Consider the following 22,051-nt stretch of genomic DNA (forward strand, 5'->3'; position numbering starts at 1 on the left):
GCAACGGGACTCGTGACGGTGGGGGCTGTCAGGGACTCAATTGTCTATATTTCGCTTCAGTGAGGGGGAAGGGATCATCATGGCAGCAGGGACACTCACCCGGGCCGACATCGCGACGCGGATCAACCAGCAGATCGGCCTGTCGCGCAACGAATCGGCCGCAATCGTCGAATCGATTCTCGATCATATGTCGGACGCACTGGCGGTCGGGCAGAATGTGAAAATCTCCGGCTTTGGCACCTTCGTGCTGCGCGACAAGGCCCAGCGGATCGGTCGCAACCCAAAGACCGGCATCGAGGTGCCGATCCTGCCGCGACGCGTGATGACCTTTCGCGCCAGCCAAACAATGCGAGCCCGCGTTGCCGGCAAATAGGCCGGACCTGACTCATGTCGGGTTTTGACATGACCGACGATGGCGGCAAGGCGTCGGGCGCCATGCTCGCCATCGGCGAACTGGCGGAACGCATCGGCGTTCCGACACATGTCCTGCGCTATTGGGAAACGCGTTTCCCGCAGTTGAAGCCGCTCCAGCGGTCGGGGCGTCGCCGTTATTACCGCGCCGAGGATGTCGCGCTCGCCGAACGCATCCACGATCTGCTGCATGTCCAGGGCTTTACGGTCGAGGGCGCGCGCAAGGCGCTGTCTCAGCGGGGCGCCGCGGTGCCGACAGCGGCGCGGCCGCCGGTGGTCCGCGAGACGCCCGTCAGCAGCGCTCCGGCGCGAAGGGGCGGCATTCCGGTCGAGGCGCTGGTTGCGCTTCGCCAGCGGCTCGCAGCCGCGATCGGCTAAGACAGGTTTAGGGTTTCAGTCGTTGTCCATCGCCGGCGCGAGTGCCGGGTCGAGGTCGCGCGGACGGATGAAGTCCCTAAAGCGCGCGCTGTTCGTATCGAGGTCGTGCCAGTCGGTGATGTCGAGTTCCAGCCGTGCCAGCGCCGAGGTCGGCAGCTTTTCCTCGACCTTCGCCCGCAATTCGTCGCCTGCCGATTCGGGGACGAGCATCAGGATCAGGTCTTCCAGCCCCGGATTATGTCCCGAAATCAGCAGATGTTCGGAATTCTTGCCGGTGTCGCGGATGACATCGATCAGCGTCGCGGCAGAGGCGAGATAGATACGCCGGTCCCAATGGGGTTCGAGCGCGTCGAGGTCGGCGGCGGGCTGAAAGATGTCGAGCGTTTCGGTCACGCGGACCGCGGGCGAGGCGATTATGCGGTCGACCGGCAGCTTCTGCCGTTTCAGCCACTGGCCGATCAGTTCGGCACCGCGTGCGCCGCGCTTGTTGATCGGGCGGTCGAAATCGCGCTCGACCTGGACGTCCCAACCCGATTTGGCATGGCGCAGGATGGTCAAAGTCTTCAAAATCTCTCCCCGCGCCGCTGCGCTATCCCTCAATTTCGCAGGCCTTGTGCCGGAAACTTATGACGGTGAAAAGGCTGGAAAGGCGGTTTTTCTGCGTTCGACATTCGCCGCGGCGACGTGATTGACCGCTTCGTCGAGCGGCAGGCGGCGGATCGGGGTGCCCTGGGGGAAAGCGCTGAGCAGGCGCGAGGGGAAGCTCGGCGAGAGCATCACGAACTGGCCGAAATCGTCGGCACGTCGGATAAGGCGGCCGAACGCCTGCCCGATGCGGCCGCGGATGACCATATCGTCATAGGCGCTGCCGCCCTGTGCCGCGCGCCGCGCCGCGTGCAGGATCGTCGGGCGCGGCCAGGGCACGCCCTCCATCACCACGAGCCGGAGCGAATCGCCCGGAACGTCGACCCCGTCGCGCAGCGCATCGGTACCGAGCAGCGAAGCGTGCGGGTCGGCGCGAAAGATGTCGACAAGCGTTCCGGTGTCGAGCGGATCGACATGCTGCGCGAACAGCGGCAGCCCTGCGCGCGCCAGCCGGTCGGCGATGCGCGAATGGACGATGCGAAGCCGCCGGATCGCACTGAACAGCCCCAGCGCGCCGCCGCCCGATGCCTCGATCAGCCGGCTATAGGCGCCGGCAAGGGCAGGGAGGTCGCCGCGCGCGATATCGGTAACGATCAGCACTTCCGACTGGCGCGCATAGTCGAAGGGGCTCGGCACTGCGAAATGCTGGACGCCGCTGTCCATGTGCCGCGCGCCGGTGCGGATATCGGCATCGGTCCAACCGCCGCTGCCATGGCCGCCGTTGCGCAGGGTCGCGGACGTGACGAGCACGCCCTGCGCGGGGCGATAGACAACCTCGGCGATCGGTTTTGCCGGGTCGAGCCAGTGGCGATGCAATCCGGTGTCGAACTCGCGCCCGTCATAGCGGTCGACCGCGAGCCAGTCGACGAAATCGGGATCGGCGGGACCGCCCACGCGGCCGAGCAAGGACAGCCAGCCGCCGAGCGTATCGATGCGCGTGCCCAGACTGTGGCGCGCGCCGTCGACGCGTGCGCGGGCCTGGCCGTCGAGCCAGTCGGGCGGGTCGTCGATCAAGGCTTCAAGCCGTTTGCCGAGCGCCATCAGCGGGCGCAGCAGCGCCTCGACCGCGTCGCTTGCCCCGGCGGCCGCCGTGACGAGTTCGTGCTCGGGATCGGCAAGTTCGGTTTCGAGACCATAGCCTGCATCGGCGGTGCGCGTGTCGACGCTGCGTGCATAGACCATGGCGCGCACCGCGACGAGCAGCCGCTCGATCGCCCCCCATGGATCGTTTTCGGACAGGCGGCCGAGCCAGCCGTCGCCGGGCAGTTCGGCGGCGGCGGTGATCGCGGCCTGGATCGCGCGGTCGCCCGCCTCGTCATAGCTTGCGACATCGGCGAGACGCGCGGCGAGCCCGCGGCGCCGCCCGCGCGACTTGCCTTCGGGGCCGAGCACCCAGCGGCGAATCTCGACGGCTTCCTGTCCGGTCAGCGCGGCCGCGAACATGCTGTCGGCCGCGTCCCACAGATGATGACCCTCGTCAAAGATCAGCCGCGTCGCGGGTGCTCCGCTATCGCGCGGGCGTGCGGCCTGAACCATCGTCAGCGCGTGATTGGCGATGACGATATCGGCCTGCGTCGCGGCGCGCGCAGAATGTTCGATGAAGCATTTCCTGAAATGCGGACAGCCCGCATAGATGCATTCGCCGCGGCGGTCGGTCAGCGCGGTTGTGCCGTTGCGGCGGAAGAGCGCGGGGAGCCAGCCGGGCAGGTCGCCGCCGATCATGTCGCCGTCGCGCGTATAGGCGGCCCAGCGCGCAACGAGCTGCGCAAGGATCGCCGCGCGCCCCGAAAATCCGCCCTGCAGCGCGTCTTCGAGGTTGAGGAGGCAGAGATAATTTTCGCGCCCCTTACGCACGACGACCTTTTCGCGGTGGGTCGCGGCGTCGGGGTAAAGCTTCTCGGTCTCGCGTGAGAGCTGGCGCTGTAGCGCCTTGGTGTAGGTCGAGATGCAGATGCTTCCCGCCGACTGGTCGATCCACTGCTTGGCCGGGGCAAGATAGCCGAGGGTCTTGCCGATGCCCGTTCCGGCCTCCGCCACCAGCATCTGCGGCGCGTCCTTGCGATCGCGCGGGGCAAAGATCGCCGCGGTTGCGCGCGCATAATCCTGCTGTCCCGGGCGGCGTTCGGCGCCGTCGCCGGTCAGGCGGTCGAGCCGCGCCGACACGTCGTCCTCGTTGATGGACACCTGACGCGGCGCACCGCGCGGCGGCTGTTCCTCCCACTCGGGCAGCCGCGCGAACAGCCAGCGTTCGTTCGCATCGGGCTGCGACAGCCGCGGCTGGACGAGCGGCGACCATGACCAACGCTGGCGCGACAAGGCTTGGACGCCATGCCACGCGCCTTCGCGTTCGGGCCAAAGGGGATCGTCGAGGCTGGCGAGCATCGCTGCCGCCGCCTTGGGCAAAAAGGCGGCGATATCCTCTTCGCCTTTCGGCGGGATCAGGCCGATGGCGGCCGCGATGCCGGCCGGCGTCGGCACCGCGAAACGGGCCGGATAGAGAAAGGCAAAGAGTTCGAGCAGGTCGAGTCCCGACAACTCGGGGTATCCCAGCCGATCGCCGGTCAGCGTTGCGTTGAGCAGCAGATGCGGAGTGGCCGCGACGGCAGCAATCGCCTCTCCACGCCCGACACGCTGCACGCGGCCGTGCGTGTCGGCGATCCAGATGCCGATATGGCTCGCATGGATCGCGGGCAGGGAAAGCGGGTCGGGAGCCATGACGGCAAACTAGGGACAAAAGGCGAACGCGGCAAGGTTGATGATGGCCTTTAACCTACCCCGCATCCGTTCGTGCAAGGCAGTTGAAGGGGACCGTTCTTCCCTTTTGCCAAAGCCGAATTCTTGTCCCAAGCTCAGGGCGAGCGGTGAAGGGAACTCCTTCCCTCCATGATGCGAAAGGAAAATCCGAATGAGCGAAGAGCACTCGATCGGCAGCGTGATCGATGAGATGTATGCGATAATTTCCGGGCCGAAGGGCCCGCGCGACTGGTCGCGGCAGGCCAATTGTTTTCATCCCGACGCGCGGCAGATTCGCACATGGATCGGCGAAGACGGTCGCGCGACCTTCCGGAGCATGGCGCTCGACGATTATGCGCGCGACACCACGCCCTTCTTTGCCGCGAATGATTTTTTCGAGATCGAGATCGGGCGGCGGATCGATGTGATGGGGAATATCGCGCATGTCTGGAGCGCCTATGAAGCGCGCAGTTCGCTGGGCGACACCGTGCCCGAGCGGCGCGGGGTCAATTCGATTCAGCTATTCAAAGACCCGGACTTTGGCTGGCGGATCATGGCGATGATCTGGGACAATGAGCGCGAGGGTGTGGCCATCGCGCCGTTCTGAAGATCAGCTCAGGCCGCGACGCCCGAAGCTTGGCGCGCGATTCTTCAGGAAAATCTGCGCGGGCTCGACCATTGATGCATTCTGGGCGAGCTTCAACGCATTGAAGAGCGGCCCGTGCGTCAATTCATAGGGGAATCGAACGCCCATGCGGTCGAACTCGGACCACATCACGACGGCATAGGTCACCTGTCCGCCATAATGGATTTCACAGCGCGAGCGCGCCGGCATGCTCGCCCCGTCGATCCGCGCGCCGCCTTCCGACAGGTCGGTGATGCGCCCGTCGACAAAGTTCAGGACGCCGTTAACGGTGACGTCGATCGATACCGGAGTACGTTTGTGGCCGCGGGCGGTGGGGGTGCGAAAATTGTCCATGGCGGGGACGCTACGCCCGCATGGTAAATTTTCCGGTAACGATGTTGGCTCGCCTTGGGACAATGTTGCAAGCGGTCGTCGATAATGATCTACCATGGATCATGGCCCGCTCGGTCTTCCTTTATGGTATCGCGCTTGCGGCCGCAGCTTTTCTCCTCGAGTGGCTGAATTACAAACATGCCGTGCATCGCTGGTCGGGCGAGTTCTACATCATCTGTATTGCACTTGTTTGCGTTGCGCTCGGCATATGGGTCGGCAACCGGCTCACCGCGAAACCGCGTCAGCCTTTCGTGCGCAACGACGCCGCGATTGCGGCCTTGGGGCTCAGTGGGCGCGAGTGCGAGGTGCTGGAAATGCTGGCGGCGGGGCATGCCAACAAGGTCATCGCGCGCCGGCTCGAAATCTCCCCCAACACGGTGAAGACGCATATCGCGCGCGTGTATGAAAAGCTGGCTGTCGCCAGCCGGACGCAGGCGGTGCAGAAAGCGCGGACGCTCGACATCCTGCCGTAGGATCGGGCTTGAGCGTGATGACGTCGAATGAACTCGTCATTGCGAGCGGCGAAGCCGCGCGGCAATCCAGAGCGTGCGCAAACCGCCCTGGATTGCTTCGCTCCGCTCGCAATGGCGAAGTGGGTCAATCCAAGGTTATCAGACTCTAGAGCGTGATCGTTTTTGGATGAAGCTGCCCTGTTCCCGCTTCGTCATCCCGGCGCGGGCCGGGATCTCATCCGTGCTCCATGTTGCAAGGTTGAGATCCCGGCCTTCGCCGGGATGACGATTCAAACAAGAAAGATCATGTTCTAAAACCGCCAAATCACCCGTTTGGGCGATGGATTCCGGCCGTTGTTTCTGCCCATCCCGCATGGCATTCACCATTTGGGGAGACAGGATATGGGCAGGATCATTGCAGTCTACGGCGCCATCGCGGGCGTCATCGTCGTCATCGGCATGTTCATCAATATCAGCTTTGTGGCCGATCATGGCGCGATGGGGATGGTCGCCGGCTATCTGTCGATGCTGGTCGCGCTGATCTTCGTCTTCGTCGGTGTCAAACGCTATCGCGACGTCAATCTCGGCGGCGTGATCAGCTTCTGGAAAGCGGTCGGGGTCGGCCTCTGCATCGGCCTTGTCGCATCGCTTTTTTATATATTCGGCTGGGAGCTCTATATGTGGCGCACCGGCGGGACCTTCATGGCCGAATATATCGCCAACAGCGTCGCGGACATGCGCGCGGCCGGCAAGCCGGCGGCCGAGATCGCGAAATTCTCGTCAGAGATGGGCGCGCTGGCTGAGCAATATAAAAATCCGCTCTTTCGCATGGCGCTTACGTTGACCGAGATATTGCCGGTCGCGCTGCTGGTATCGATCGTGTCGGCGGCGCTGCTGCGCCGAAGCAGCTTCTTGCCCGCGACGCAGCCGCGCGGTTGAACAGAGAGAGGGGGCGGGAACGGCAGGATTCTGCCGATATATGGGCTTTCCTACATTGCACCGGCATGCTTGATGATGTCCGATGCGATCGACCGCCGCCCCTCTCGCTAAAGCGACAAAGGACACAAAATGGATGCGCGTGTCCGTGTCCTTTGTCGCTTTAAGCGCGGAGGGCCGAAGCGCTATTCGTGATTTGCGAGTGAAGTTGCGCAGTTTTCCGGGTTTCTTTCCATCGGCGCTTCTTGCCGCTATGGGGCGCAGCTATGACTGACTTGCACCTTCACCCTTCGCTGCGCGAACCCGCGCAAACGTCCAAGGCCTGGCCGTTCGAGGAAGCGCGCAAGCTGGTCAAACGCTATCCGGACGGAAAGCCCGGCGGCGAAGCCGTGCTGTTCGAGACGGGCTATGGTCCGTCGGGCCTGCCGCATATCGGCACGTTCAACGAAGTGCTGCGCACGACGATGGTCCGCCGCGCCTATGAGGCGCTGACCGGCGGCGCGGCGACGCGGCTCGTTGCGTTCAGCGACGACATGGATGGGCTCCGTAAGGTTCCCGACAATGTACCGAACGGCGACATGTTACGCGAATATCTGGGCAAGCCGCTGACCGCGATCCCCGATCCGTTCGAAAAATATGAGAGTTTTGCGCATCATAACAATGCGATGCTGCGCGAGTTTCTCGACCGTTTCGGCTTCGAATATGAATTCGTCAGCTCGACCGAGCGCTACAGGTCGGGCGCGTTCGACGACGCCTTGAAGAATGTCCTGCGCCACAATCAGGACATTCTCGACATCATGTTGCCGACGCTGCGTGCCGAGCGCGCCGCGACCTATTCGCCGATCCTGCCGGTCAGCCCGAAGTCGGGGATCGTGCTGCAGGTGCCGGTGACGGTGGTCGATGCCGACAAGGGCCTTGTTTCGTTCGAAGACGAAGGCGAGACGATTACCCACTCGGTCCTCGGCGGCGGCGCAAAGCTGCAATGGAAGGTCGATTGGGCGATGCGCTGGGTTGCGCTGGGTGTCGACTATGAAATGTACGGCAAGGATCTGACCGACAGCGGTATCCAGTCGGGCAAGATCGCCAAGGCGCTGGGTGGGCGCAAGCCCGAGGGGCTGATCTACGAAATGTTCCTCGACGAAAAGGGCGAGAAGATTTCGAAGTCGAAGGGCAACGGGCTGAGCCTCGAGCAGTGGCTCGACTATGGCAGCGAGGAAAGTCTGGCTTTTTTCGCGTACCGCGAGCCCAAGGCGGCGAAGCAGCTTCATATCGGCGTGATCCCGAAGGCGGTCGACGAATATCTGCAGATGCGCGGCAATTATGCGGCGCAGGAGCCCGACAAGAAGCTCGGTAATCCGGTGCACCACGTCCATGTGGCGCGCGGCGAGGATATGCCGAGTGCCGAACTGCCGGTGACCTTCGGGTTGCTGCTGAACCTTGTCGGGGTGATGGGCGCCGATGCCTCGAAGGACCAGATCTGGCGCTACCTTGGCCAATATGTCGACGGCGCGAATGCGGAAAACTATCCCGAGCTCGACCGGCTGATCGACAATGCGATGGCGTATAACCGCGATTATGTCGCGCCCACGCTCAATCGCCGCAAGCCGCAAGGGGGTGAGGGCGCGGCGCTGAAGGAACTCGACGACAAGCTCGCCGCGCTCCCCGCCGACGCCTCGGCCGACGATATCCAGAATATCGTCTACGAGATCGGCAAGAACGAGGCCTATGGCTTTGAAAACCTGCGCGATTGGTTCAAGGCGCTGTACGAGACGCTGCTCGGGTCGAGCGCCGGGCCGCGCATGGGCAGCTTTATCGCGCTGTTCGGGATCGACAATACGCGGCGGCTGATTGCCGAGGCACTTGCCTGAGGAGGCGCATATGGCGGACTATGAGCTGGCGCAGATCAACATCGGGCGCTTTCGCCTGCCGCCCGACCATGTCGCCAATCGCGACTTCATGGACGCGCTCGACCATGTGAATGCGGTGGCAGAGGCAGCCGACGGCTTTGTCTGGCGGCTGACGGGCGAGGGCAATAATGCGACCGACGTGCCGGTGACCGACGATCCGCACCTGATCGCGAACATGTCGGTGTGGCGCGATATCGATGCGCTCGCCGCTTATGTCTATCGCACGCCCGATCATCTGACGATCATGAAGCGGCGCAAGGAGTGGTTCGAGCACATGGCGCTCTATCAGGCGTTGTGGTGGGTGCCGGCGGGCCATCGTCCGACGGTCGCCGAGGGCATGGCGCGGATCGCGAGGATCGAGGCGAGCGGGCCGACGGCCGAGGCCTTCACTTTCAAAAGCCCCTTCGCGGCTCCCGACGGGACTCCCGCGTCGCCGGTTCAGGACGAATGCGCGTGACAGACATGATCGACATTTTCACCACCGGCGGGACGATCGACAAAGTCTATTTCGATGCGCTTTCGGAATTCCAGATCGGCCCAGCGGCGATCCCCGACATGCTGCGCGAGAATAACGTTCATGTCCCGCACCGCGTCACGCAACTGATGCGTAAGGATAGCCTGGAACTCGACGACGCCGATCGCGAGACGATCCGCGCTGCGGTCGCCGCGAGCGACGCGCCGCGCATTCTCGTCACGCACGGGACCGACACGATGGTCGTTACCGGGCGCGTGCTGGCGGGCGTTGCGGGCAAGACGATCGTGATGACGGGCGCGATGCAGCCTGCGTCGGTGCGCGCGAGCGATGCCGAATTCAACGTCGGCTTTGCGCTGGCGGCGGTGCAGACGCTGCCGCCCGGGGTCTATGTGGCGATGAACGGGATGATCTTCGATCCCGAAAAGACGGTCAAGGACCGCGCCGGCGCGCGTTTCGTTCAGGAAGGCTGATCAGCCCGCCGCGGTGACCTGCCGCAGCACGGCGGCATAGTTCGGCGCGATCGTCATCGATTCGTGCCGACCCGCGCGTCCCAGGGCAGCATGAACTGCGGGCAGGCGATAGCAGGGCACGCCCATGAACAGATGATGCTCGGCGTGATAATTCACCCAATATGGAGCAACCGTCGCGCGGGCGAGCCAGCCGGCGTGGGTTGTCCGGGCATGGGTAAAGGGATCGTCGCTGCCCGTCGTCGTGCACGCATGTTCGGCGATGTTGCGGATGCGCAGATATAGCTGGAAAGTCGTGGCCAGACCCGCGAGCCAGAGCAGGTAGGGCGTCCAGCCATAGAGCGTCAGCGAGGCGGCGAGGAGCACCGCCTGGACGACGAGGAAGCGCCCGACGGCGCGCGCCACGGTCATTGCCCCGGCGACGTCGATCGTCGGTGACGTCATGCCGTCGTCGGACTGCTTGTTGAACGGCGTCCCGGCCTTGGTGCTAGCGCCACTTTTCTGACCTTGTTCGCCGCGCAACATCGCTCTCAGGCCGACAAAGGCAAAGCCGAATTGTGCCATGCGCTGCTTGAAGAAGGTCTGCCCGGTCATATCGCGCAGCACCTTGCGTCCCAGGCTGGCGCGGGTGGTGGGAAAGGGTTTCGACAACGACAGGTCTGGGTCTTCGGGCTGCTGCGTGAACTTGTGGTGCTGAAGATGATAGGTGCGATAGGCGATGAGGTCCGACCCGACTGCGGCGCCGGTCAGCCATTGGCCGAGGAAATTGTTGATTTTCCGGTTGGGGTGGAGCGCGCCGTGCGCGGCATCGTGCATTAGGATCGCAAGCCCGAGTTGGCGGCCGCCAACAAAGATGATCGCGAGCAGCCATGCGAGCGGGTTCTGCGACCAGGCGGCGATGCCGACGAGTGCGATGCTGATGATCCATGCATGGGCAACTAGCCAGATGCCGCGCCAGGACGACGCGCGAGTGATCGCCGACCATTCGGCGCGGTCGAAAAAGCGGTCGGGCGGGAACAGGCGGACGGCGGGCATTGGCGCAACATAACAAGTTGCTAACCGAAACGTAACCCCTTCCGTTTTGGCACAATGTCGGCGGAAATCACGCGCTTGCGGTAAGGATTTGGTAACTCTTTCACGGCCAGTGACGACGGCGATCAGAAGAGCGGGAAGTTCAGGAAATTGGGGGTTCGGCGTAACATCATCCGACCGGGAGGCGGCGATCTTTCCGTAGGCGAATCGCTGTTCGATTCGCCGGAATTCGTCACGCATCTGATGCGCGTGGCGAAGCTGTGGCACTATGTTCTGATCGGCCGCGTCCTTGCATTTCTGACCTTCGCTTTCTTGCCTGGAGTTGCAGGCTTTCTCGATCAACCCTCGCTCTGGCTGGTCATGGCGGTAGGCTTGCCATGCGACGTCGCACTGACGGTGATCGGGCAGGCGATGCGCAAACCGCGCCTGATCGGGAACAGTCAAGTGCGGCTTATGGCGATGCTGTGTATGGCGCTGATCGTGCTTGGCACATTGCTCAACGCGGCAGCGATGTTCAATGCCATCGCAATCCCTGACGGCAGCCGCCACTTCGATGCCTTTACCGCGATTCATATCGGCTCGCTTCTCGTCGCGGCGGCGGCGGTCGCGGTCGTTCGTCCCGCCTTTTTCGCCTTCGCCGGTGCGACCGCGCTGGGCGGTGCTATCGGTGCGGCGTCTTGGCCTTTTGCCGTTGCCGGCCTCGTCTTTCTTGGCCTGTTGATCGTGATGATGCGCGAGGATGTCCGCCACCAGCGGCGTGCGACGCGTGCGGCGCGGCTCGGCGTCAGCGAACAACAGCGTGCACTGAACCTGATGCGCGATTTCGAGCGTGCGGGGCGCGGCTGGTTCTGGGAAACCGATCGCGATGGCCATCTCGTCTATATTTCGCCGACCGTGGCGGCGCGGCTCGAACGGCCGCTGTCGGATCTGCTCGGTCATCCCTTTACCGACATCATCCGCAAGCGGATCGGCAAGGACGAGAGCGAGGAGCGTACGCTCGGTTTCAGCCTCTCGTCGCGTACGCCGTTCAAGGAGCTGACGGTACAGGCCTCGGTTCCGGGCGAGGAGCGCTGGTGGTCGATTTCGGGCCAGCCGATTAGCAACGAACTCGGCAATTTTCAGGGATTTCGCGGCAGCGGTACCGACCTGACCGACAAAAAAAGGTCGGAGCGTGAGATCAACCAGCTTGCGCGATACGACACGCTGACGGGGCTTGCGAACCGGCGCCATATCACCGACCTGCTCGAGCGCGCGCTCAAGAGCCATGGCGGCCAGCCGCAACCATGTGCCTTGCTGCTGATGGACCTCGACCGCTTCAAAGCGGTCAACGACACGCTCGGCCATCCGGTGGGCGACCAATTGTTGCAGCAGGTCGCAGGACGATTGACGCAGATCGTCGGCGACAAAGGACAGGTCGGGCGGCTTGGCGGCGACGAATTCCAGATCGTCGTGCCGCAGATGAGTCAGCCCGAAAAGCTGGCGGGTATTGCCAATGCGATCATCCTCAGCCTTGCCAAGCCCTTTGCGATCGAGGGCGAACAGGTCCGCATCGGATCGTCGATCGGTATTGCCGTGTCGGACGGAGAGGGTGCAACCGCATCCGCGCTCGTCCGCAATGCCGACCTTGCGCTTTACGCGGCGAAGGATGCCGGGCGCGGCGTCTATCGCTTCTATGCCGATGCGATGCATAATCAGGCGAGCGAGCGCAAGGCGATCGAAGATGCGCTGCGCGACGCGCTGGCGAGGGACGAACTCAAGCTTCTCTATCAGCCGATCGTCGATGTGGCGAGCGAACGGATCACCGGGTTCGAAGCGCTGATCCGCTGGCATCATGCGACCCGTGGGTTGATCAGCCCCTCGAAATTCATCCCCGTGGCCGAAGAGTCGAACCTGATCGTTCCGATCGGCGAGTGGATCATCCGGTCGGCCTGCGCGGCGATCGCGCGCCTCGGCCCAGGATACCGCGTCGCGGTCAATGTGTCGCCGCGCCAGTTCGCGAACGAAAAGCTGCCTGCGACGGTCTTGAGTGCGGTTTCGGCGGCGGGTATCCGCCCCGAGCAGCTCGAACTAGAGATCACCGAAGGCGTATTCCTCGACGAGAGTCCCGAGACTCTCGCGATGTTCCAGAAGTTGAAGCGGACTGGCGTGCGGCTGGCACTCGACGATTTCGGTACTGGCTATTCGGCGCTGGGCTATCTGAAGAAAGCGCCGTTCGACAAGATCAAGATAGATCAGAGTTTCGTCCTCGGCGCCGCCGATCCCAGCAGCATGAATGCGGCGATCATCTCGTCGATCGTCGGCCTAGCGAGCGCGCTCGACATGGAAACGACCGCCGAGGGCGTTGAAACGCACGACGACCTTGCGCTGATCCGCGGGCTGGGGTGCAGCCATGTGCAGGGCTATATCTATGGCAAGCCGATGGATCTGGTCGAAGTGCTGGCATTGCTTCGCGAAGGCGGCGGACGCGCTGAGGCGAAGGGATACAAGAGCGTTCGCGAACCGCGGCTTACGACCTTCCGCACGATCCAGATCGGCAGCGGCGAGCATCGATATGAGGCGATCGTCCGCAACATGTCGTCGCGCGGGGCGCTGATCGAGGGGTTGTGGAATGTCCCGCCGGGCACCCTGCTGAGGCTCGAATTCGGTTCCGACCAGATACTCGACGCCGAAGCGCGTTGGTCGGCGGGCAACCGTGTCGGAGTCAAATTTGCCGAAGCGATCGAAGTCGAAGCGTTGATCGGTCCAAAGGCCGCCACGCCGGCGCGGGGACGGGTCCGCCGCGCCGCGTGACGACGCCGGTCAATCGGCGATGCGGCCGCGTGCCATCACCCAGTCGACCTTTTCCAACACTGTGACGTCGGTCAGCGGGTCGCCGCTGACGGCGATCATATCTGCCGACATCCCGGGCGCGATCCGTCCGATCTCGTTTTCGAGCGACAGCAGCTTTGCGGCGACCGTCGTCGCGCTCGCCAGCGCCTCGCGCGGGGTCAGCCCATATTTGACGAGCAGCTTGAACTCGCCGCCGTTGCGGCCATGTTCGAACACGCCGGCATCGGTGCCGAAGGCGATCGGCACGCCCAGCGCCTTGGCGCGGGTTACCGCCTTGCCGACGTCGTTCAGCGTCATGCGCACCTTGTTTTCGACCGTCGGCGTGTAGATGCCCTTGCCGAGCCGTTCGCGAATACCCTCAAACGCCATCAACGTCGGGACGAGATAGGTGCCCTTGGCCTTCATGACCTGGAGCGTTGCGTCGTCGGCGAAGGTGCCATGTTCGATGCTGTCGATGCCGGCCGCGGCCGAGGATTTGATCCCGCCCGCGCCGTGCGCATGCGCCATCACCTTGAGCCCCAGCGAATGGGCGGTGTCCGCGATGCTCTGCAGTTCGGGGCTAGTGAAATGCCCCTCGAGCCCGCGCGCCTGCTGCGACAGTACGCCGCCGGTCGCAGTGATCTTGATGACGTCCGCTCCGGCGCGAGAGGCCTTGCGGACCTTCTCGGCGCACTCGACCGCACCGGTGCAGGTATAGCCTTCATCGAGAACGGCATGAATGTCCTCGCGAAAGCCCGTGACGTCGCCATGCCCGCCGATGATCGACAGCGCCGGGCCGGCGGCGACGATGCGCGGGCCTTCGATGAAGCCGTTCGTGGTACCGCGGCGGAGAGAAAAAGCGGTATATTGCGCAGACCCCGCCTCGCGCACCGTGGTGAAGCCCGCGCGCAGCGTGATTGCGGCATTTTTAGCGCCGACGACGACACCCCATTCGTCGGGGTCGACCGCCGCGGCGCGATAATCGTCGCCGGGATCGCCGGTCAGATGGACGTGAAGGTCGACAAGGCCGGGGAGCAACGTCTTGTCGCCGAGGTCGACGACTTCGGCGCCAGTCGGAGCTGCGGCGCGGCCGGGGGCGATCGACGTGATGCGATCGTCGGTGATGATAACCGTCGAGGGGCCTTGCGCGGGCTGGCCGGCGTCGGTGATGACGCGGCCGGCATAGATAACGGTGGTTTTCGCATATGCCGTCGTACCGAGCAGCGCGAGCGTCGCGGCTGCGACCATTCCCAATTTACGCATGAAGTCTCCCCTGTTTGTTTCAGCCACCGTGGCGCGGCGGGCGGGGGAGGGCAAGTGGCGAGTGGCGTAGCAAGAGGGCGTTGTTCGATTCGGTCATGCTTAAGGCGACAAAAGTTGCGGACATACGCGTCGAAAATGTCTCCTTTGTCGCTTTAAGACCGGTTTTGCGAAGCCGACGATTTCAAAGAGCGAACGCGAGGCTGGCACGGCGCGATGATGTAGGACAGCGGTATTTTGCTAATCGGGTGATGTCTGTTTTGGGGTGGTGAGCGGACGTTGCCCGATTTTCCTTCGTCATCCCGGACTTGATCCGGGATCCCGCTTTTTGACGGCACCGGCACGCTTCACGAAATAGCGGGACCCCGGATCAAGTCCGGGGTGACGATGATGGAGAGGGCAGCAATCGGTCGACTCCTGCCCCCGCACAAAAAAAGGGGGCCGGCGAACCGGCCCCTCAGTTTGTCATCTGATAACCGAAAGGAATATTACCAGAAGAAATCGTAGATCACGTCGATCACTTCACCCGAGTAGGTGTCGACCAGAAGCGCATCGTTGTAATAGCGAATCCAGCGCGTGCCTCCGTAAGCCGGCGGCAGGCGATAATAGCCCGGATCGTTGATCCAGTAGCGCGAGCTGTAGAACAGCGAGTTCAGCGAGAAACCGATGCTGAAGCGCGTGTAGCCATAGCCGCGATACGGGTTGTAATAGCGCGGCATCCGGTAATGGCTGCGGTTCCGCTCACGATAGCTGCGCCAGTCGTAACGACGGTCGCTGCGCCAATCGCGGTTCCACCGGTTGTTGCGGTCGCCCCGGTCCCAGCGGTCGTTTCGGCCGTCGCGATAGCGGCGATCGACATAGCCGTTGCGATTATTGTCCCAGCGACGGTCGACGCGGTTGTTGTCGTTCCGGTCCCAGCGGCGGTCGAGATCACCGTTGCGATTGCGGTCGTAGCGGCGATCAACCTGGCCGTTGCGGTTGCGGTCCCACTGGCGATCGACCTGACCGTCACGATTGCGGTCCCACTGGCGGTCGGTGCGACCGTCGCGGTTGCGGTCATAGGTGCCGCCGCGCTGACGCTGTTCGGCCTGCCGCTGCTGCCATTGCTGGCGCTGCGCCTGCCGCTGCTGATCGTTGCCGCGCTGCTGCCATTGCTGACGCTGCTGATCGTTGCCGCGCTGCTGCTGCCATTGCTGACGCTGCGCGTCGTTGCCACGCTGCTGGCGCCACTGCTCGCGCTGGGCCTGTCGTTGCTGATCATTGCCGCGTTGCTGCCACTGCTGCTGGCGCATTTCGCCGCGCTGCTGGCGTTCAGGTCGTGCCTGGCCATCGCCGTTACCACCACCGCGGCGCACTTCGGGTCCGCGTGGCCCGCGGTCTCCACGGTCGCCGCGCTGTGCGATCTGCACCCGTTCACCTGACGCCTGTGCGGCGGCCGGGGCGATGGGTGTCAGGATCGTCGCAGCGATCAGCAACCCTCCGAACATCTTTTTCATCTCGCCATTCTCCAACTCATGTCCCGTGTGCTGGAGACGCCAGCCGGGATGATGAATCGATTCTTACCAGTGGCAAGATGATCGATGGCTGACCGCGCTGTTGCCTGTGGTTCAGCTAGATGAACGGCCCCGTTCAGCTTCCCGGCGGCAGACGTAGCGCCGGGACGGCCTGTGCCGCGTCCTCGGGACGGATACCGGGCGGCGGCGCGGCCGCGATGCGTTCCTCGCCGCGGATCACGCGCCCGGCGAGGCGGATCGCGGTCCGGATGCGGGGGTAGGTGCCGCAGCGGCAGATATTGGTCATCGCCGCGTCGATTTCGGCATCGCTTGGGTTGCTGTTCGATCGGAGGAGCGCGGCGGCGGCCATGATCATCCCCGACTGGCAGAAACCGCATTGCGGTACCTGCTCGGCGACCCACGCCTGCTGAACCGCATGGCTGCGGTCACGCGCCAGGCCCTCGATCGTCGTGACGAAGCGGCCCTCGCATTCGGCGATCGTGACCATGCAACTGCGAATCGCCTCGCCATCGATATCGACGGTGCACGCGCCGCACTCGCCGGTGCCGCAGCCATATTTGGTACCCGTCAGGTTCGACGCGTCGCGAAGCGCCCACAGCAGGGGCGTTTCGGGTTCCATGCGATATTCGACCGGGCGGTCGTTGACCGAGAATCGCGTCATGCGGTTCCTGTTAGCGCAACGGCCGGATTAGTCACGCCAGCTCGTGTCGATCTTGTCGACCTTGCGCACCATCGCGTCGAATTCGGCCTTGCCCGCCTGGCCGGGGATCGAAGCCATGAAAAGGTCGCGCTGATGAACGGCGATCACTTCCTGCGGGACGGTGATCGGCTTGCCCATGCTCATCGTCGCCATCTGGATTTCGCATGCGCGCTGAAGCGCCCAATATTTGATGAAGGCTTCGGTCAGCGTCTTGCCCATCACGACGGGGCCGTGGTTCTTGAGCATCAGGATACGCTTGTCGCCGAGGTTCTGGACGAGGCGTTCGCCTTCCTCCTCGCGCACCGTCACACCTTCGAAATCATGATAGGCGAGCTGGCCGGCGAAGTTGCAGGCATAGAAGTTCACCGGCTGCAGACCGCCCTCGAGCGCGCAGACCGCGACCGTCGCGGTGGTATGCGTGTGGATGATCGCATGCGCGTCAGGGAGGACGCGGTGGAACAGGCTGTGCTGGACGAAACCCGCCTTGTTGACATGCCAGGGATTATCCTCGTCCACCTTATTGCCGTCGATGTCGATCTTGATGAGGGTAGAGGCGGTCACTTCGCTGAAATGCATGCCATAGGGGTTGATGAGATAGCTGCCGTCCTCGTCCGGCACCTTCACCGTGATATGGTTGAAGATCATCTCGTCCCAGCCCATCATCGCGAAGATGCGGTAGCATGCGGCAAGTTCCTGCCGCGCCGTCCATTCGGCTTCACTATATTTGCTGTTGCGCTTGAGCTGGGTCGCCATGGCCTGTCCCTCATTATGATGTTAGTTTCGTCCTGCTACCTATGCCATAAGGATAGGGCGCGGCACAATCCCGGCAGAGGGCAGGGCGGTCTCGCGGCGTGGCGGGCGCGGTTCGCCGCGTTGGGGCTTGCATTTCGGCGCGAATCTCTCTAGTTGGCGCTTCATCGGAACGTCGCGTGATCGCGGCGCTCTTTTTATTGCCCGAATATCGGCGGTTTACGGCAGACCGGGTTGCCCGGTGGCCCCAAATCGTTTTGACGAACAGGAGACGACACGGCGTATGCAGATCATCGTTCGCGACAATAATGTCGACCAGGCCCTTCGCGCGCTCAAGAAGAAGCTGCAGCGTGAGGGCGTGTATCGCGAAATGAAGCTGCGCCGTCACTACGAGAAGCCCAGCGAAAAGCGTGCGCGCGAGCATGCTGCCGCTGTCCGCCGCGCCCGCAAGATGGAGCGCAAGCGGATGGAGCGTGACGGTATCAAGTAAGACCGTCTCCCGTTCGGGATCCTGATCGAGAAAAGGGCGCCGCGGCAACGCGGCGCCCTTTTTCGTCTGTGTGGAACGGGGCGGGCGCTTTCGACCGGAAACTGCCCTGCGTTTCATCGTCACCCCGGACTTGATCCGGGGTCCCGCTTGAAGTCGAATCCGGTGAGTGCCTTCAAAAAGCGGGATCCCGGGTCAAGCCCGGGATGACGGAAGTTGGGGACGGGATGTCCGCTCCCCCACCCAAACCGGACTTCGCCAGATGAGTGCCGCCGTGCATATTGCCTCTGGACCGCTCCGCGCCGCTCCGCCTATAGGCCTCGCCAGCATTTTCGCCCCGGCCGGGGCAGCGGAAGGATTAGCCAAGATGAGCGTAACGACGGTTCCATTGCGTCCGGTGAGCAAGGGCGGGCTGTGGCTGATGTGGTTCGGCCTTGCCGCATTGCTGGTCGCCGGGGCGGCCTTTGCCTGGCATATGACCCCGCGCATCGGGTTCGAGGTCGTCAAGGAAGGCACCGGGCCGAGCCCGACCAAGGCCGATGTCGTGCTCGTGAAATATGAGGGCAAGCTGGACGACGGCACTGTCTTCGACGCCAATGAACAGGCGCCGATGCAGGTCGCGCAGGTCGTTCCGGGCTTTTCGGAAGCGCTGACCCGCATGAAGAAGGGCGGCGAGTACAAGATCACCATTCCCGCGCAGCTCGGCTATGGCGACCGCGCCGTCGGACCGATCCCCGCCGGCAGCACGCTCCACTTCGCCGTCACGTTGCTCGACTTCCGCTCGGAAGCCGAAGTTCGCGCGATGCAGCAGCAGATGCAGCAACAACAACAGATGATGCAGCAGCAACAGATGCAGGGTGGCGCTCCCGGCGGCCCGGCCGGTCCTCCGCCCGGTGCGCCGCAGCCGTAAGGCCGGCAAGCCGACGAGACAGAAGCGGCGGCGGGCTTAGGTGCCCGCCGCCGTTTTCGTATTGGCGGCGCCGGCGTTGCGCTCGGCCTCGCGTTCCAGCGCGACCTTGATCATCGCGACGATCGGGTCGGCGAGGAACAGGCCCATCAGGCCCAGGAGCGCGCCGAAGAGGATTTGCGCGCCGAGGACAAGGGCGGGGGCGAGGTCGACGGTCTTTTTGGCGACCATCGGAACGATCAGATAGCCGTCGACCGTCTGCACGATGAAATAGATGGCGATCGCCCAGAGCCCGGTATCTGTCCCCGCCGAAAAGCCGACGAGGACGAGCAGTACGCCCGATACGATCGCGCCGATGTTGGGAATGAAGGCGAGCAGGCCGGTGAGCAGGCCCATCAGCGCCGCCATCGGAATGCCGACGGCAAGGCAGGCGAGCCAGGTGCCGATCCCTTCGACGAGCATGCCGAGCAAACGCCCCGCCATCAGGCGGCGCAGCGTGAAGCCCATGCGCGCGGTCGTGATGTAGAAATTTTCGCGGCTCTTCATCGGCAGCATCCATGCGACGCCGCGTTCATACAGGCGCGGCTCGATCGCGATGAAGATACCGAGGACGAGAATCATGACGAGGCTGGTGAGGCCGCCGAGCACTGTGCCGACGGCAGCGGTGACGCGGCCCACGGTACCAGCGATATTATCGGTGATCGTCTTGGTATCGAGCTGGAAATTGCCCATGCCATGATCGCTCGCCCACTCGGCGATGCGTTCGATCTGCGCCATCACGACGGTTTGCAAGGTCGCGGCCTGGTCGGCGATCTGCGAACCCGCGAACATGATGGTCCAAATCAGAAAGGCGAGGAGCGACAGGCAGACGATCAAAAGCCGCCAGCCGCGCGCGATCGGAAGCACGCGGCCGAGCAGGCGCGTTCCGCCATCGAGCATCGACGCCATGACAATCCCTGCGAAGATCAGCAGGATCGGCTGGATCAGGACAATGCATACGCCGATGAGCAGCGCGAGGCCGATCCAGACACCGGCCTTCAGCAGTTCGGTGCGGACAAGCTGGCTGCGAATCTCGGTCGGCCCGGGGGCTTCCTTGTGCGCCTCGGCCTTGGCGGCGGCGGAGGCAGCGGTTCGCGTTGCTGCCGGTTTTCGTGTCGCCGCCATATTTGTTTCCTGTTCTACTAGTTGCCCTGACGCTCCGGTCGCAGGTCGGTTCCCGCGCGCCCGGACCGCAGAGCGTTAAACCAGCTCAATGGGTTATACCACTCGGCAGTTCCATCGGTCGAAAAGCTGATGATCTCTGCCCGCCCTGCAATCGCGTCGAATAGAACGGGGCCGCCGAGGCCTTTCTGGCTGGTGTCGACGCGGCTGTCGGCGCTGCCGTCGCGATTGTCGCCCATCAGGAAGACATGATCGGCGGGTACGGTGACAGGGCCGTAATCGTCCGTCGTGTAGCCGGGGCCCATATCGATCGTGTCGAAGGTCGCGCCGCCAGGCAGCGTTTCGCGAACGATCGGCAGTTCGAGCACTTCCTTGCCCTTTGCATCGCGGTTCACGAAACGGAACAGGCTGCTGTCAGGGCCGGGCAGGTTGGGATCGACGGGGATCGACAGCATCGGCTGGACTTCGCGCTTCACCGGCTTGCCGTTGATGCTGAGTTCGCCATTGGTCAGTTGGATCGTGTCGCCGGGCAGGCCGATCACGCGCTTGATATAGTCGATGCGCGTCACCGGATGCTCGAGCACGACGATATCGCCGCGTTCGGGAAGCTTGCCGAACAGCCGGCCTGCGACCTTGGGCGCGAGGTGGAAGCTCACTGACGAATAGGACCAGCCATAAGGATATTTGCTGACGATCAGCCGATCGCCGTTGCGCAGCACCGGCATCATCGAATCGGACGGGATATAGAATGGCTTGGCGACGCAGCTATGGATACCGAGCACAAGCAGCAGGATGACCACGATATCGCGGATCAGCTTACCCCAGCCTTCGTCACCCTTCGTCCTGTCCTTCGGCATGTTTTTGTCAGTCCTTGATTGCTTCGATGATGACGAAAGCCTGCGCCCAGGGGTGGTCGTCGGTCAGCGTCAGATGGATATGCGCGGTATGGCCGGGCGGGATCATCTGCGCGAGCCGTTCGGCCGCCCCCCCGGTGAGGGCGAGCGTCGGAGCGCCCGAGGGCGCGTTGACGACGCCGATGTCTTTCATGAAGACGCCGCGCTTGAAACCGGTGCCGACGGCTTTGGAGAAGGCCTCCTTGGCGGCGAAGCGTTTCGCGTAAGTGCCGGCGCGGGTGAACGGCCGCCGTGCCGCCTTGGCCTTTTCGACATCGGTAAAGACGCGATTTTCGAAGCGCTCGCCGAAGCGGTCGAGCGATGCCTGGATGCGCTCTATGTTACAAAGGTCGGAGCCGAGCCCGATGATCACAGCGCGCCTCGCGCCTCGTCCATCAGCGCGCGCATCCGGCGCACCGCCGGGTCGAGCCCGGTGAAAATCGCCTCGCCGATCAGGTAATGGCCGATGTTCAGTTCGGCGAGTTGCGGAATCGCTGCCACCGGAACGACATTGTCATAGGTGAGGCCGTGACCGGCGTGGGGTTCGATCCCGTTCTTCCACGCGAGCGCCGCTGCGTCGGCGAGGCGGCGGAGTTCCGCGGCGCGTTCCTCACCCTCGACATGCGCATAACGCCCGGTGTGGAATTCGACGACGGGCGCGCGAAGGCGCATTGCCGCCTCGATCTGCCGCGCGTCGGGTTCGATGAACAGGCTGACGCGGATACCAGCATCGTTCAGCCGCGCGACGATGGGCGCGAGGTGATTATGCTGTCCCGCGGCATCGAGGCCGCCTTCAGTCGTGCGCTCTTCGCGCTTTTCGGGAACGATGCACGCGGCGTGCGGTTTGTGCCGCAGCGCGATCTCAAGCATCTCGTCGGTCGCCGCCATTTCCAGATTGAGCGGCAGGTCGGTCGCGGCCTGGATGCGCGCCAGGTCGTCGTCGCGGATATGACGCCGGTCTTCACGCAGATGTGCGGTGATGCCGTCGCCGCCGACCGCGGCGACGATTTCGGCCGCGCGCACCGGGTCGGGATGCTCGCCTCCACGAGCGTTGCGGATCGTCGCGACATGGTCGATGTTGACGCCGAGCCGCAGGCGCGAAGCCAAGGGGAGGGAA

23 protein-coding genes are annotated in these 22,051 nt (G+C 63.7%); 11 read left to right on the forward strand and 12 right to left on the reverse strand.

Features of this window, described 5'->3' with window-relative positions; all coding sequences use genetic code 11:
• Window positions 1-79 precede the first annotated feature (79 nt).
• A complete protein-coding gene (locus KEC45_RS05620) occupies window positions 80-373 on the forward strand; it encodes an integration host factor subunit alpha (RefSeq protein ID WP_056373946.1) in 294 nt (97 codons plus the stop codon).
• 14 nt (window positions 374-387) lie between these two features.
• Complete coding sequence (locus tag KEC45_RS05625) at window positions 388-789, forward strand: MerR family transcriptional regulator (protein WP_062182030.1); 402 nt, start codon at window positions 388-390, stop codon at window positions 787-789.
• A gap of 15 nt (window positions 790-804) precedes the next feature.
• Here the strand turns inward: KEC45_RS05625 and KEC45_RS05630 are convergent, their stop codons facing one another.
• Both KEC45_RS05630 and KEC45_RS05635 read right to left on the reverse strand, forming a co-directional pair.
• The gene (locus tag KEC45_RS05630) at window positions 805-1,356 is read right to left on the reverse strand and encodes a histidine phosphatase family protein (RefSeq protein WP_062182027.1); all 552 of its coding nucleotides are present in this window, start codon (window positions 1,354-1,356) and stop codon (window positions 805-807) included.
• Between the two features lie 57 nt (window positions 1,357-1,413).
• Complete coding sequence (locus KEC45_RS05635) at window positions 1,414-4,149, reverse strand: ATP-dependent DNA helicase (RefSeq protein ID WP_252171635.1); 2,736 nt, start codon at window positions 4,147-4,149, stop codon at window positions 1,414-1,416.
• A gap of 190 nt (window positions 4,150-4,339) precedes the next feature.
• Here KEC45_RS05635 and KEC45_RS05640 point away from each other — a divergent pair, with 190 nt between their 5' ends.
• Window positions 4,340-4,774 carry a hypothetical protein gene (locus KEC45_RS05640; protein ID WP_252171636.1) on the forward strand — a complete coding sequence of 145 codons (435 nt, stop codon included), beginning with the start codon at window positions 4,340-4,342 and terminating at the stop codon, window positions 4,772-4,774.
• Window positions 4,775-4,777: 3 nt separating this feature from the next.
• Here the strand turns inward: KEC45_RS05640 and KEC45_RS05645 are convergent, their stop codons facing one another.
• The gene (locus KEC45_RS05645; protein ID WP_062182019.1) at window positions 4,778-5,146 is read right to left on the reverse strand and encodes a PilZ domain-containing protein; all 369 of its coding nucleotides are present in this window, start codon (window positions 5,144-5,146) and stop codon (window positions 4,778-4,780) included.
• 101 nt (window positions 5,147-5,247) lie between these two features.
• Here KEC45_RS05645 and KEC45_RS05650 point away from each other — a divergent pair, with 101 nt between their 5' ends.
• The 5 genes from KEC45_RS05650 (at window position 5,248) to KEC45_RS05670 (ending at window position 9,425) form a co-directional block, all read left to right on the forward strand.
• Complete coding sequence (locus KEC45_RS05650; protein ID WP_062184072.1) at window positions 5,248-5,658, forward strand: response regulator transcription factor; 411 nt, start codon at window positions 5,248-5,250, stop codon at window positions 5,656-5,658.
• Between the two features lie 381 nt (window positions 5,659-6,039).
• Window positions 6,040-6,576: a DUF4199 domain-containing protein gene (locus tag KEC45_RS05655; protein WP_252171637.1), complete on the forward strand. Its 537-nt coding sequence runs from the start codon at window positions 6,040-6,042 to the stop codon at window positions 6,574-6,576.
• Between the two features lie 263 nt (window positions 6,577-6,839).
• Window positions 6,840-8,441 (forward strand): lysine--tRNA ligase, encoded by a 1,602-nt coding sequence (locus KEC45_RS05660; RefSeq protein WP_062182013.1) that lies wholly within the window; start codon window positions 6,840-6,842, stop codon window positions 8,439-8,441.
• A 10-nt stretch (window positions 8,442-8,451) separates the two neighbouring features.
• Complete coding sequence (locus tag KEC45_RS05665) at window positions 8,452-8,937, forward strand: DUF3291 domain-containing protein (protein ID WP_252171638.1); 486 nt, start codon at window positions 8,452-8,454, stop codon at window positions 8,935-8,937.
• 5 nt (window positions 8,938-8,942) lie between these two features.
• On the forward strand, window positions 8,943-9,425 hold the full coding sequence (locus KEC45_RS05670) for an asparaginase domain-containing protein (RefSeq protein WP_062182010.1): 483 nt from the start codon (window positions 8,943-8,945) through the stop codon (window positions 9,423-9,425).
• Here the strand turns inward: KEC45_RS05670 and KEC45_RS05675 are convergent, their stop codons facing one another.
• Complete coding sequence (locus tag KEC45_RS05675; protein WP_252171639.1) at window positions 9,426-10,457, reverse strand: fatty acid desaturase family protein; 1,032 nt, start codon at window positions 10,455-10,457, stop codon at window positions 9,426-9,428.
• A gap of 240 nt (window positions 10,458-10,697) precedes the next feature.
• Between KEC45_RS05675 and KEC45_RS05680 the strand changes: the two genes are divergently transcribed.
• Complete coding sequence (locus KEC45_RS05680) at window positions 10,698-13,244, forward strand: EAL domain-containing protein (protein ID WP_252172021.1); 2,547 nt, start codon at window positions 10,698-10,700, stop codon at window positions 13,242-13,244.
• A 9-nt stretch (window positions 13,245-13,253) separates the two neighbouring features.
• On the opposite strand, the gene KEC45_RS05685 is transcribed toward KEC45_RS05680, so the two are convergent.
• From KEC45_RS05685 to KEC45_RS05700, 4 genes are all read right to left on the reverse strand, one after another.
• Window positions 13,254-14,525, reverse strand: coding sequence for an amidohydrolase family protein (locus KEC45_RS05685; protein WP_252171640.1), 1,272 nt, complete (start codon window positions 14,523-14,525; stop codon window positions 13,254-13,256).
• Between the two features lie 485 nt (window positions 14,526-15,010).
• Window positions 15,011-16,018, reverse strand: a complete 1,008-nt coding sequence (locus KEC45_RS05690) for an RcnB family protein (RefSeq protein ID WP_252171641.1) — start codon at window positions 16,016-16,018, stop codon at window positions 15,011-15,013.
• A gap of 133 nt (window positions 16,019-16,151) precedes the next feature.
• Window positions 16,152-16,697: a (2Fe-2S)-binding protein gene (locus KEC45_RS05695; RefSeq protein WP_062181999.1), complete on the reverse strand. Its 546-nt coding sequence runs from the start codon at window positions 16,695-16,697 to the stop codon at window positions 16,152-16,154.
• A 27-nt stretch (window positions 16,698-16,724) separates the two neighbouring features.
• Window positions 16,725-17,489 (reverse strand): class II aldolase/adducin family protein, encoded by a 765-nt coding sequence (locus KEC45_RS05700; protein WP_252171642.1) that lies wholly within the window; start codon window positions 17,487-17,489, stop codon window positions 16,725-16,727.
• Between the two features lie 280 nt (window positions 17,490-17,769).
• On the opposite strand from KEC45_RS05700, the gene rpsU reads away from it, so the two are divergent.
• Entirely contained in the window at window positions 17,770-17,976 is a 207-nt protein-coding gene (gene rpsU, locus KEC45_RS05705) for a 30S ribosomal protein S21 (RefSeq protein ID WP_037510267.1), read from the forward strand.
• Between the two features lie 364 nt (window positions 17,977-18,340).
• Window positions 18,341-18,883 carry an FKBP-type peptidyl-prolyl cis-trans isomerase gene (locus tag KEC45_RS05710; protein WP_062181992.1) on the forward strand — a complete coding sequence of 181 codons (543 nt, stop codon included), beginning with the start codon at window positions 18,341-18,343 and terminating at the stop codon, window positions 18,881-18,883.
• A gap of 36 nt (window positions 18,884-18,919) precedes the next feature.
• Here the strand turns inward: KEC45_RS05710 and KEC45_RS05715 are convergent, their stop codons facing one another.
• Genes KEC45_RS05715 through KEC45_RS05730 form a run of 4 tightly spaced genes read right to left on the reverse strand, consistent with a single transcriptional unit; the run spans window position 18,920 to window position 22,041 of the window.
• Window positions 18,920-20,044 carry an AI-2E family transporter gene (locus KEC45_RS05715; protein ID WP_062181989.1) on the reverse strand — a complete coding sequence of 375 codons (1,125 nt, stop codon included), beginning with the start codon at window positions 20,042-20,044 and terminating at the stop codon, window positions 18,920-18,922.
• A 17-nt stretch (window positions 20,045-20,061) separates the two neighbouring features.
• Window positions 20,062-20,898 (reverse strand): signal peptidase I, encoded by an 837-nt coding sequence (lepB, locus tag KEC45_RS05720; RefSeq protein ID WP_252171643.1) that lies wholly within the window; start codon window positions 20,896-20,898, stop codon window positions 20,062-20,064.
• A gap of 7 nt (window positions 20,899-20,905) precedes the next feature.
• Window positions 20,906-21,307: a holo-ACP synthase gene (acpS, locus tag KEC45_RS05725; protein ID WP_062181982.1), complete on the reverse strand. Its 402-nt coding sequence runs from the start codon at window positions 21,305-21,307 to the stop codon at window positions 20,906-20,908.
• The gene (locus KEC45_RS05730) at window positions 21,304-22,041 is read right to left on the reverse strand and encodes a pyridoxine 5'-phosphate synthase (RefSeq protein WP_062181980.1); all 738 of its coding nucleotides are present in this window, start codon (window positions 22,039-22,041) and stop codon (window positions 21,304-21,306) included. Before KEC45_RS05730 ends, acpS begins: the two co-directional genes overlap by 4 nt.
• Window positions 22,042-22,051 lie beyond the last annotated feature (10 nt).

The organism is Sphingopyxis sp. USTB-05 (assembly GCF_023822045.1).
GTDB lineage: Bacteria > Pseudomonadota > Alphaproteobacteria > Sphingomonadales > Sphingomonadaceae > Sphingopyxis.

What these genes read in the sequence shown, in the direction of transcription:
- rpsU (WP_037510267.1), top strand. Translation starts at nt 17,770, where the DNA reads ATGCAGATCATCGTTCGCGACAATAATGTCGACCAGGCCCTTCGCGCG.
- KEC45_RS05640 (WP_252171636.1), top strand. Translation starts at nt 4,340, where the DNA reads ATGAGCGAAGAGCACTCGATCGGCAGCGTGATCGATGAGATGTATGCG.
- KEC45_RS05710 (WP_062181992.1), top strand. Translation starts at nt 18,341, where the DNA reads ATGAGCGTAACGACGGTTCCATTGCGTCCGGTGAGCAAGGGCGGGCTG.
- KEC45_RS05655 (WP_252171637.1), top strand. Translation starts at nt 6,040, where the DNA reads ATGGGCAGGATCATTGCAGTCTACGGCGCCATCGCGGGCGTCATCGTC.
- KEC45_RS05690 (WP_252171641.1), bottom strand. Translation starts at nt 16,018, where the DNA reads ATGAAAAAGATGTTCGGAGGGTTGCTGATCGCTGCGACGATCCTGACA.
- KEC45_RS05670 (WP_062182010.1), top strand. Translation starts at nt 8,943, where the DNA reads ATGATCGACATTTTCACCACCGGCGGGACGATCGACAAAGTCTATTTC.
- KEC45_RS05665 (WP_252171638.1), top strand. Translation starts at nt 8,452, where the DNA reads ATGGCGGACTATGAGCTGGCGCAGATCAACATCGGGCGCTTTCGCCTG.
- KEC45_RS05685 (WP_252171640.1), bottom strand. Translation starts at nt 14,525, where the DNA reads ATGCGTAAATTGGGAATGGTCGCAGCCGCGACGCTCGCGCTGCTCGGT.
- KEC45_RS05695 (WP_062181999.1), bottom strand. Translation starts at nt 16,697, where the DNA reads ATGACGCGATTCTCGGTCAACGACCGCCCGGTCGAATATCGCATGGAA.
- lepB (WP_252171643.1), bottom strand. Translation starts at nt 20,898, where the DNA reads ATGCCGAAGGACAGGACGAAGGGTGACGAAGGCTGGGGTAAGCTGATC.
- KEC45_RS05620 (WP_056373946.1), top strand. Translation starts at nt 80, where the DNA reads ATGGCAGCAGGGACACTCACCCGGGCCGACATCGCGACGCGGATCAAC.
- KEC45_RS05635 (WP_252171635.1), bottom strand. Translation starts at nt 4,149, where the DNA reads ATGGCTCCCGACCCGCTTTCCCTGCCCGCGATCCATGCGAGCCATATC.
- KEC45_RS05715 (WP_062181989.1), bottom strand. Translation starts at nt 20,044, where the DNA reads ATGGCGGCGACACGAAAACCGGCAGCAACGCGAACCGCTGCCTCCGCC.
- KEC45_RS05700 (WP_252171642.1), bottom strand. Translation starts at nt 17,489, where the DNA reads ATGGCGACCCAGCTCAAGCGCAACAGCAAATATAGTGAAGCCGAATGG.
- KEC45_RS05625 (WP_062182030.1), top strand. Translation starts at nt 388, where the DNA reads ATGTCGGGTTTTGACATGACCGACGATGGCGGCAAGGCGTCGGGCGCC.
- KEC45_RS05650 (WP_062184072.1), top strand. Translation starts at nt 5,248, where the DNA reads ATGGCCCGCTCGGTCTTCCTTTATGGTATCGCGCTTGCGGCCGCAGCT.
- KEC45_RS05680 (WP_252172021.1), top strand. Translation starts at nt 10,698, where the DNA reads ATGCGCGTGGCGAAGCTGTGGCACTATGTTCTGATCGGCCGCGTCCTT.
- KEC45_RS05675 (WP_252171639.1), bottom strand. Translation starts at nt 10,457, where the DNA reads ATGCCCGCCGTCCGCCTGTTCCCGCCCGACCGCTTTTTCGACCGCGCC.
- KEC45_RS05660 (WP_062182013.1), top strand. Translation starts at nt 6,840, where the DNA reads ATGACTGACTTGCACCTTCACCCTTCGCTGCGCGAACCCGCGCAAACG.
- KEC45_RS05645 (WP_062182019.1), bottom strand. Translation starts at nt 5,146, where the DNA reads ATGGACAATTTTCGCACCCCCACCGCCCGCGGCCACAAACGTACTCCG.